The organism is Scytonema sp. UIC 10036, from assembly GCF_009725235.1.
The window spans coordinates 24,101-33,594 of the sequence record NZ_WJFC01000141.1 but is presented as its reverse complement, the minus strand read 5'-3'; the positions used below and the strand labels follow the sequence as shown (position 1 = coordinate 33,594).

Here is a 9,494-nt window from a genome sequence, read left to right as displayed (position 1 = left end):
GCTCGGTGGTCCCACTCTGATTCCATCCCGAACTCAGCTGTGAAACATTGATGCGGCGACGATAGTTGGCGGGTAGCCGCCCGCGAAAATAGCTCGATGCCAGGTTTATAAATAGAACAAACCCCTCTTCCTTACACTTAGGCAGGGGGCTTTGTTTTTGCACAACTCTAAGTTATCGGATTTGATATAAGAACATTTTTTGAGATTTTTTGAGATTTCTGGTGAGCTTATTAGCTATTTTCAAAACTTGCATTCTGCAAAACCTAAATAACGTACTCCTTCTGGAGTTGTTTCAAATCGACAAGGTAAAATTTCTAAACCTAAGTTGATAGCGTCTCGTAACAATTTCCCATATATAGGATCTGTAACATCACTAGGGGAAAATTCTGTGCAATCACCTCTGTTAATAAAGTAAAGCATGACTGCACGATATTGAGGCAGAAGTGCCATCAATTCTCGGAGATGTTTTTGTCCTCGTGTTGTTTCTGTATCAGGAAACAGAGCTAATTTGCCCTGCGCCAAGGTGGTATTTTTAACTTCAAGATAAATTCTATGCGTGCTTTGAGCGATTAGTAATTCCCGCTTTCTTACTAAAGAGTCACTAGATAGAAGGGTGTTTTCGTTTTCTATAGATTCATATAGGAGAAAATCCACACGACTTTTTTTATCTTGACCATATGTAAATTCCGTAAGTATATGAGTATACTTGCCCAATTCAGAGAAAAGATATTTTTCTAAAGCTAACTTAGTTATTCTATTAGGTAATAAAGTATTTATACCTACCCAGGTTGGCTCATTGTCATGTACCTGAATCATTTCCCAGGTATAGGACAATTTACGATTAGGACGATCGCTATAGGAAAGCTGTACTAGACTACCAGGAGTACAAACGCCAGTCATTGGTCCGGTATTCGGACAGTGGGCTGTGACAACCTCACCAGAAGCAAGTTCAACATCTGCAAAAAAACGCTTGTAGCGTTTTAGCAGAATACCAGGGTACAAGGGTGGATAGCGGTAGAGGTAGTCCATAGTGGCAGATTTGTTCAGTTTCAACGAAAATTAGAAATGAGTGAATTTAAGGCTGAAGCATAAAGTATAAAGGATTTCTCTAACTCAGCCTTTACTCTTGATACTCGATCCTTTGAAGAAACACTATGAGTAATGAATCTTATAATAAGGGAATAGAAAAAGCCAAGCAAAAAGATTATGCTGGGGCTATTGAGGAATTTACCCGTGCTTTACAGCTAGCACCCTACTTTGCTGAAGCATATTATCGACGAGGTTTAGCGTACTATGATTTGGGAGAAATACATAAGGCTGTTTCTGACTTGACAGAAGCGATCGCGCTTAATCCCCAAAGTGTGGAAGCATATTATTGCCGCGCCCTAGCACGAATGTCGTTAAAAAATCTCCCAGGGTCGCTTGCGGATGTAGAGCAAGCTATTCGTCACAATATTAATTATGCTGCAGCTTATCATTTGCGAGGAACGGTGCGCCGCAAACAGGGGTATATTCAAGATGCGATCGCTAACTTTAAAAAAGCAGCCCAATTGTATCTAGAGCAAAAAGACACAGAGAACTGTCGCCAATGTCTGGAAAAGATTAAACAGTTACAACCAAAAGAAAACCCAGTTGCAGTGAACCAACCAAGTAGCACAATTGCACCTTTAAATTCCGAAAAAGAATATTTCGCGCAGTTACTAGAAAAGGCAGAAAAGGGCGATACCCGAGAAGCCATGGAGGATTTGAACTGGGTATTGCGAGTCGATCCACAGGATGCAAAAGCATACTGCTGTCGAGGGGTAGTCCGTTGCAAACAAGGTAACTACCAAGATGCGATCTCCGACTTTAACCAAGCATTGCAATTGAATTTGCAAGACGCAATTGTCTATCGAAACCGAGGAAAAGCACGATTTCATTTAGGAGACCATACTGGAGCGATCGCAGATTTTAATCAAGCACTCCAAATACAGCCTCAAGATGCAATGCTTTATGTTGCCAGAGGGAATGTCTATCGGCAAATGGGTAACCACCTGGGTGCAATCAAAGATTATACCCAAGCATTAGAAATTAATCCCGATGATGCAACAGCTTATTACAATCGTGGTATTGCCTATACTTGTATAGAAGAGATGCATCGCGCTATTGAAGATTACCAACTTGCGGCAAGTATGTTTTGTGAAAAAGAAGATTGGGCAAATTACCAACAAGTCTTAGATAGCCTAAAAAAAATTCATTCATCTACCTCCGAACCTAAAAAAACAACGAACAAATTGCTGCGCCAGCGCTTGTTAAGACTCGTTGGGGGACATTGGGAAATCGCCGAACGACTGATTGACCAGGCGAAGTACAACTATCCTGGCATGCCAGAGGACTGGTATATCGAAAAAGTAATTCATGACTTAGAACGCGATTGGGATAGATAAAAGTGGCAAAGGAAAACTGGGAATTGGTTCGGGTAAATTGAAGCCATATTTGAGATTTGGAGTATTTAAAACGCATACCTCGCGTGGCAGAGCGGTACAGGAGGCGGAGCCTCTAAAGAAGGCATTCCCAGGCAGCAGCCCAGGAACGAGGTGATGGTGGTGGGCACCCCCCACCCTCCGAAACTTAATGATGAAAGTCAAAGACTTTCAATTTTGTAATACGAGGCGTTTCCCCCGCAACACTACATAAAATATTCATTGCCTTTAATAATCTTCCTCTCGGTGCGCTTCTACGCTCGCAAAATTTTATCCCAATCTCTACAATATCTTTTGTCACTGAAAATAAATCCGGCGACATCGTTAACGGCTGAATATTTTTCTTTCCTTCAGGCAATGCAACCAATTCCGTAATTATCTTATAGAGTTCATAAACTGTCATAGCACGGGCAACAATTGGTAGCAGTGGTATCCCTTTATTTCCATTAGTCATCCCTTTCTGGGCAACTTTTCCGCCCATAATACGCAACTGTAGCAAACCAGTGTCATTCGCATTGCCTTCTGTGACAAAACGGGCATAAACTCCCTCAGCAATCTGGCTCCATGGAGTGGCTAAAACATTTCCCGCTCCTGCTGTTCCATCATTAATCAAAAAAAGATCGGCTAGATTGCGCCAATTCTCTCCCTTTGCTACAAGACGATCGCGTACCTGTTTCATAGCAAATAAGCTACGCCCTGTATCCCCAAGGTTTCTTGTTAAAAACTCTTGCAACGAATGCAAGCGCAATGCTTGATAGCTCTGATTCCATAGCTGTTCGATCTCTTCCCACCAACCGGGCTTTAAAGCAGAACGATATTGAGGAATCAATCTATCTACCAAAGCTTGCATTTCAGCAGGCATCTCTTTATATGATGCTCCAGCTTGTACCGCCCAAGAAAGGTTTTGTAAGTCCCTCTGAGAAACATCAGAACTAGCTGCAGAACGGTTTAAAGCGGCAAGAACTTCTTTCCGGCTACCACCGTATCTTCCCAATAAATAACGATGTCCGTTAGGGCTGCTTGCAACTCTTTGCAAAGAGTAAACTTTTACTGGAATCACATAATCACCCGCAGGCAAAATTTGCTTGGGAGAAGCACCCTCTAGATCGAGGATGTTGGGACGAAATGAACCACCTGGTAGGGAGGATACCAAAGGATAAAGGTTGTTGCTACTTGCGGTAACAGCAGCATTTTTTTCAGCAAGCTCTCGTATTTGTTTTGCTATAAAAGTTTCTGTGAACGAACTTTTATCAATGCAGAAACTACGAAGGCATATTTTCTTTTGACCTTGGGCAATACGGTTTTGTTCCTCGAACAAGCTTTTTTGTAAATTGGCTTCATCCGCAGTAGATTGAGAACCAAGTACCTTTTGATGAAAAGTTAAAATATTATTAAATAGTAACAAACATAGCAAGGAATAGGAAAAAAACCTTTTTGCAGAATTCATAAACCAACAGAGATATCAATTTACGAATTATTGACATCGTATTGGAAGTTTGTCAATGCTGTGGTAAAGCTGCAATCGTCCTGCATTACGATCAAAACTGGCAGCAAATTAAAAACAATACCATCACTTAGGAATACAAAATAATGGTACATCAGGAGCCAGCCTCTACCATCGCCAATCCCACCCCTAACTACATCTCTCCCACCGAACGACAAGCAGCAGGCAAAGCATTGCGCGATCGCGTCCCCCGTTCTTCCCATAGCGAATGGAAAGTCCCGACAAATCGCCCTGACCCTATCGCTCTACTAAAAATCTCCAGTAAGGGAAGATTGCCCAATCTAATACCAATCCGGTATTACCGGATGTCCAAATCACCCTTTGCTTTTCTTCGCGGATCTGCGATCGTTATGGCATCCGATCTGGCTGCAACTCCTACAACAGGGATTTACGTCCAGGCTTGAGCCACTCCGCGAGCTAAAGCTGCGCGGATTCTGGCTGAGAATTGGGGTTAACTTTTCGCTCGGATTGTAAGCAATCAGCTATCTGGTCAACCTTTCTCAACTTGTCAGATAACTGCTCTGGGGCAATCAACCCACTTTTGGACTCGAGCAGTCGCTACAACGGGGGGAACCCCCGCAACGCGCTGCTCGCCTACTCGTTCGCGGTTTAAAGACTCCTGCCAAGCCTCTGTTAGGAGCGGCTCCGCCCCACGATACCCTGAACGGGCATCTTGCAATGACAGTCTATCGTCTTGATTAACATATCTACTCAAATACGCACTCATTAAATCCCGATGCATTTTAATACCTGTTGCATCGTAATGAACTCGTTGGGACAGAGATTTTTTAACACGACTACCATCCAAATGAGTTTGAGATAGTGCAGTTTTCTGAGTAGAAAACCTATGAACACTTCCGCCAGCATTTTCGGCTTTGCGAATGAGTTCTGCTAATACGAAACCTGGAGATTTGGCAGAAATAGCCTTACCATAGCGTTTCTGCCAACCTTTGGAGAATTATGCAGGCAAAAGCAACTACAAAAATCACGGTCAGCGCATTGTTGCAGGTCAGCACTTGATGCAAGCGGCTAGTGATATTTTCCTAGGATGGACGCGTAGCGAGCGGGGTCACGATTTTTACGTTCGTCAATTGCGGGATATGAAAACCACTGTAGACATCGAAGATTTATCTAGCTCTGAGTTAATCGGCTACGCAACATTATGCGGGTGGGCGCTTGCTCGCGCTCATGCTCGCTCTGGAGACTCAATAATGATAAGTAGCTATCTCGGCAAAAATGATACTTTTGATGAAGCGATCGCAAATTTTGCCACTACCTATGCCAATCAAGTCGAGCGCGATTATCAAGCATTTGTCGCTACAGTAAACAGTGACCAGTTACCAGTAATCAGTGACCAGTGACCAGTCACTGTTATTTTAGGAGGATTTAGGGGAACTATTTACCTATAGTGTCACCCTTTATTGTCAGTTAACTAAAATGTTTCCTCTACCTGGTCGAAATCTAATTCTATCATTTGCCACTTGTTTATGCTTGTTAGGAGTGAGTTCGCTCCAAATGCCACGCATGCAAAAATTACTCCATAGCAGCAAAACGGTGCCAGTAAAAACTTTACAGAGAGAAATTGATTTAGAAAGAACCCGTCTAAATGTAATTAAGAAAATACCCAGTTTTGGCTATGATAATGTTATAGCCAACCTTGCCTATCTCTGGTTTCTCCAATATTTTGGAGACGATGAAGTTCGTTCAAAGACAGGTTATAATTTAAGTCCAGAATACTTTGAAATTATTTTAGCACGCGATCCTCGATTTATAACTGCTTATCTGGGTCTTTCTACCAGTACTTCTATGTATGCTGCTATGCCCGAATTTTCTATTAAGTTGATGGAGAAAGGGTTAAAATCTCTATCTCCTTTTGCTCCCACAAAATCTTATTATGTTTGGCGGTATAAAGGTATTGATGAGTTGTTATTTTTAGGGCAATCCTTAAAAGCACGGCAATCATTTGAAAAATCAGCAGACTGGGCGAGCTATCATTCCGATGAAGAAAGCCAACAAGCTAGAGCAATCTCAGAAAAGACTGCAGAGTTTTTAAGTCGCAATCCCAATAGTACATATGCGAGGATAGCAACTTGGGCTATGGTATTAAACAATCAACTTGATGAAAAAACTCGTCAGCGAGCTATTCGTGAAATTAAAGCTTTAGGTGGTGACGTTATTAACAGTCCTGACGGTACTCACAAAATTAAACTTTCTAAAAAAGATTAATGTGGTTAGTGGTTAGTGGTTAGTGGTTAGTGGTTAGTGGTTAGTGGTTAGTGGTTAGTGGTTAGTGGTTAGTGGTTAGTTGTTAGTGGTTAGTGGTTAGTGGTTAGTGGTTAGTGTTTAGTGGTTAGTGGTTAGTGGTTAGTGGTTAGTGGTTAGTGGTTAGTGGTTAGTGGTTAGTGGTTAGTGGTATTTCAAAATTTGGGATTTTACTACTAACAACCAACAACCAACAACTAACAACTACAACCAACAACCAACAACCAACAACTAACAACCAACAACCAACAACCAACAACCAACAACCAACAACCAACAACTAACAACTAACAACCAACAACCAACAACCAACAACTAACCACTAACCACTAACAACCAACAACCAACAACTAACAACCAACAACCAACAACTAACAGAGGTACAATTATCTATTGGTATAATGGTCAATTAATTAGGTCTCAAACTATAGAGTTAGCAATAGACGATCCGGGGTTACTCTATGGAGCAACGGTTTTTACGACATTGCGAGTTTACGATCGCTCCCTTGACAGTAGGTTAACTCACTGGCAAGCACATTGCGATCGCTTAAAATCCAGTCTGGAATCTTTTGGTTGGCAACTGCCAAGTGAAGAGAGATTGCGTCAAGGTGCTGAAGCGATCGCCGCCCATTTTCCCGTTTTGAGAATCACTGTCTTTCCTGATGGGAGAGAATGGATAATTGGTAGAACTCTACCAGAAGGATTGATGGACAAACAAAGCCATGGTATAATAGCAGTCCTCTCGAAACCAGAATTTTCTCGTTGTCTTCCCGATCGCAAAAACGGGAATTATTTAGGGGCGTGGTTGGCAAAATCCATTGCTCAACAGTTAAATGCACAAGAAGCGATATTAGTGGATGTCCATGGCAATTGGTTGGAAACGAGTACGGGAAATCTCTGGGGTTGGTTAGATGGAAGTTGGTGGACACCACCTGCAACTGGGGAAATTTTACCGGGAATTATGAGAGGAGAATTGGTCAAATGGCTTCGCCAAGAGGGGCAGGTTGTGAGAGAGGAACCTTGGACAAAGAACCTAGTCAGGGAATTTGAGGCGCTTGCCTACAGTAATAGTGTAGTGGAAACCGTCCCCATACATACCGTTAGCTCGCCTGTAGGAAAGCTAGAATATAATCCGCACCATCCATGTTTTCAACAACTACGGATGTTTTTTGTTAGCACTATAGGAGCATAATTTGGTATAACTTAAGATAAGTTAATATATTTCTTAAAAATGCCATCTCTTTACAGAGACGCAACGAGCGATACGGCTTCAGCCGTAAAGTTTCGCTTATCGCACAGGACAATTAGGAGGATGAGCCTCGGTGAATAATAAACGATGGAGAAATGCGGGGCTGTACGCACTGCTATTTATTGTTGTCATAGCCCTTGGGACAGCATTTTTTGATAAACAACCACAAAGCAGAGAAACGTGGCGGTACAGCCAGTTTATTCAAGAAGTTCAAAATGGCAATGTAGAAAAAGTTAGTTTGAGCGCAGATCGGTCTACAGCTCTTGTCATGACCAAAAATGACACAAACAAGAAGCTAGTAACCTTAGTTAACGACCCCGATCTCATCAACACTCTTACTCAATACAAAGTAGATATCACTGTTTTGCCTCAAACCGATGAAGGATTTTGGTTTAAGGCACTAAGCAGCTTATTTTTCCCTGTATTGCTTTTGGTAGGTTTATTTTTCTTGTTGCGTCGCGCTCAGAATGGACCGGGTAGCCAAGCTATGAACTTTGGTAAGTCCAGAGCTAGAGTGCAAATGGAACCACAAACCCAAGTGACATTTAATGATGTTGCTGGTATCGACCAGGCAAAGCTCGAACTAAACGAAGTTGTAGACTTTTTGAAAAATGCCGATCGCTTCACTGCTGTTGGAGCCAAAATTCCTAAAGGCGTGTTGCTAGTTGGTCCTCCTGGAACTGGTAAAACTTTGCTAGCGCGTGCTGTAGCAGGTGAAGCTGGTGTCCCCTTCTTCTCCATCTCTGGTTCTGAGTTCGTCGAAATGTTCGTGGGCGTTGGTGCGTCTCGAGTTCGCGACTTATTTGAGCAAGCAAAAGCTAATGCTCCTTGTATCGTCTTCATCGATGAAATTGACGCCGTAGGTCGTCAGCGAGGTGCAGGTTTAGGCGGTGGTAACGATGAGCGGGAACAAACTCTCAACCAGTTACTGACCGAAATGGACGGATTTGAAGGCAACACTGGTATTATCATTATTGCTGCTACCAACCGTCCCGATGTATTGGATGCTGCATTACTGCGTCCCGGTCGTTTTGACCGTCAAGTGGTCGTCGATCGCCCAGACTACGCCGGACGAGTTGAAATTCTTAAAGTTCACGCCCGTGGCAAAACTCTGTCAAAAGATGTGGACTTGGAAAGAATTGCCCGTCGTACCCCTGGATTTACTGGTGCAGACCTTTCCAACCTGCTGAATGAAGCTGCAATTCTAGCAGCACGTCGAAATTTAACTGAAATTTCGATGGATGAAATTAACGATGCAATCGATCGCGTATTAGCTGGTCCGGAGAAGAAAGACCGCGTCATGAGCGAAAAGCGCAAAACATTGGTTGCATATCACGAAGCAGGGCACGCTCTAGTTGGTGCTTTGATGCCAGATTATGACCCAGTGCAGAAAATTAGCATTATTCCTCGCGGACGTGCAGGTGGTTTAACTTGGTTCACCCCCAGTGAAGACCGGATGGACACTGGTTTGTACAGCCGTGCTTATCTGGAAAATCAGATGGCAGTTGCTTTGGGTGGTCGCATTGCTGAAGAATTAATCTTTGGTGAAGACGAAGTCACCACTGGTGCTTCTAACGACCTGCAACAAGTGACACGGGTTGCCCGTCAAATGGTAACACGCTTTGGTATGAGCGATCGCCTGGGACCGGTTGCCCTCGGACGCCAGCAAGGCAATATGTTCCTCGGTCGGGACATTATGTCAGAACGGGACTTTTCTGAAGAAACCGCAGCAGCCATTGATGAAGAAGTTGGCTTGCTAGTAGGAGCAGCTAAACGACGCGCTAAAGAAGTGTTGGAAAATAACCGCCACATTCTTGACAAACTTGCAGAAATGCTAGTTGAGAAAGAAACTGTAGATGCTGAAGAGTTGCAAGAATTACTTGCTAGCAATGACGTTAAAACTGCAACTTTTGCATAGTTAACTGAAGTATGAAGTATAAAGTATGAAGTAAGTCATATCTCTTAACTTATTTTTCATCCTTTATCTTTCATCCTTTTTAGTTGCTGAATTTTTTAT

General features: G+C 42.8%; 9 protein-coding genes and 1 rRNA gene. 7 read left to right on the top strand and 3 right to left on the bottom strand.

Features of this window, described 5'->3' with window-relative positions:
* Positions 1-105: ribosomal RNA gene (gene rrf / locus F7734_RS42210) — 5S ribosomal RNA — on the top strand; the annotation flags it as partial.
* A gap of 135 nt (positions 106-240) precedes the next feature.
* Here the strand turns inward: rrf and sfsA are convergent.
* Complete coding sequence (gene sfsA, locus F7734_RS42205) at positions 241-1,029, bottom strand: DNA/RNA nuclease SfsA (protein WP_155750355.1); 789 nt, start codon at positions 1,027-1,029, stop codon at positions 241-243.
* A gap of 125 nt (positions 1,030-1,154) precedes the next feature.
* Between sfsA and F7734_RS42200 the strand changes: the two genes are divergently transcribed.
* Positions 1,155-2,426, top strand: coding sequence for a tetratricopeptide repeat protein (locus F7734_RS42200; protein ID WP_155750354.1), 1,272 nt, complete (start codon positions 1,155-1,157; stop codon positions 2,424-2,426).
* A gap of 184 nt (positions 2,427-2,610) precedes the next feature.
* Here F7734_RS42200 and F7734_RS42195 read toward each other — a convergent pair whose 3' ends face one another.
* Complete coding sequence (locus F7734_RS42195) at positions 2,611-3,909, bottom strand: hypothetical protein (RefSeq protein ID WP_155750353.1); 1,299 nt, start codon at positions 3,907-3,909, stop codon at positions 2,611-2,613.
* Between the two features lie 143 nt (positions 3,910-4,052).
* On the opposite strand from F7734_RS42195, the gene F7734_RS42190 reads away from it, so the two are divergent.
* On the top strand, positions 4,053-4,370 hold the full coding sequence (locus F7734_RS42190; protein WP_243147375.1) for a DUF2252 family protein: 318 nt from the start codon (positions 4,053-4,055) through the stop codon (positions 4,368-4,370).
* A gap of 104 nt (positions 4,371-4,474) precedes the next feature.
* Here F7734_RS42190 and F7734_RS64390 read toward each other — a convergent pair whose 3' ends face one another.
* Positions 4,475-4,774, bottom strand: a complete 300-nt coding sequence (locus F7734_RS64390) for a hypothetical protein (RefSeq protein WP_243147374.1) — start codon at positions 4,772-4,774, stop codon at positions 4,475-4,477.
* Between the two features lie 142 nt (positions 4,775-4,916).
* On the opposite strand from F7734_RS64390, the gene F7734_RS42180 reads away from it, so the two are divergent.
* The 4 genes from F7734_RS42180 (at position 4,917) to ftsH3 (ending at position 9,395) form a co-directional block, all read left to right on the top strand.
* The gene (locus tag F7734_RS42180) at positions 4,917-5,327 is read left to right on the top strand and encodes a DUF2252 family protein (protein ID WP_243147373.1); all 411 of its coding nucleotides are present in this window, start codon (positions 4,917-4,919) and stop codon (positions 5,325-5,327) included.
* 154 nt (positions 5,328-5,481) lie between these two features.
* Entirely contained in the window at positions 5,482-6,192 is a 711-nt protein-coding gene (locus F7734_RS42175) for a hypothetical protein (RefSeq protein WP_243147372.1), read from the top strand.
* A gap of 424 nt (positions 6,193-6,616) precedes the next feature.
* A complete protein-coding gene (locus F7734_RS42170; protein ID WP_166482489.1) occupies positions 6,617-7,420 on the top strand; it encodes an aminotransferase class IV in 804 nt (267 codons plus the stop codon).
* A gap of 130 nt (positions 7,421-7,550) precedes the next feature.
* Positions 7,551-9,395 (top strand): ATP-dependent zinc metalloprotease FtsH3, encoded by a 1,845-nt coding sequence (gene ftsH3, locus F7734_RS42165; protein ID WP_166482488.1) that lies wholly within the window; start codon positions 7,551-7,553, stop codon positions 9,393-9,395.
* Positions 9,396-9,494 lie beyond the last annotated feature (99 nt).

Bases quoted from the DNA above. Each gene is read 5' to 3' on its own strand.
- F7734_RS42200 (WP_155750354.1), top strand. From the start codon at position 1,155: ATGAGTAATGAATCTTATAATAAGGGAATAGAAAAAGCCAAGCAAAAA.
- sfsA (WP_155750355.1), bottom strand. From the start codon at position 1,029: ATGGACTACCTCTACCGCTATCCACCCTTGTACCCTGGTATTCTGCTA.
- F7734_RS42175 (WP_243147372.1), top strand. From the start codon at position 5,482: ATGCCACGCATGCAAAAATTACTCCATAGCAGCAAAACGGTGCCAGTA.
- F7734_RS42195 (WP_155750353.1), bottom strand. From the start codon at position 3,909: ATGAATTCTGCAAAAAGGTTTTTTTCCTATTCCTTGCTATGTTTGTTA.
- F7734_RS42190 (WP_243147375.1), top strand. From the start codon at position 4,053: ATGGTACATCAGGAGCCAGCCTCTACCATCGCCAATCCCACCCCTAAC.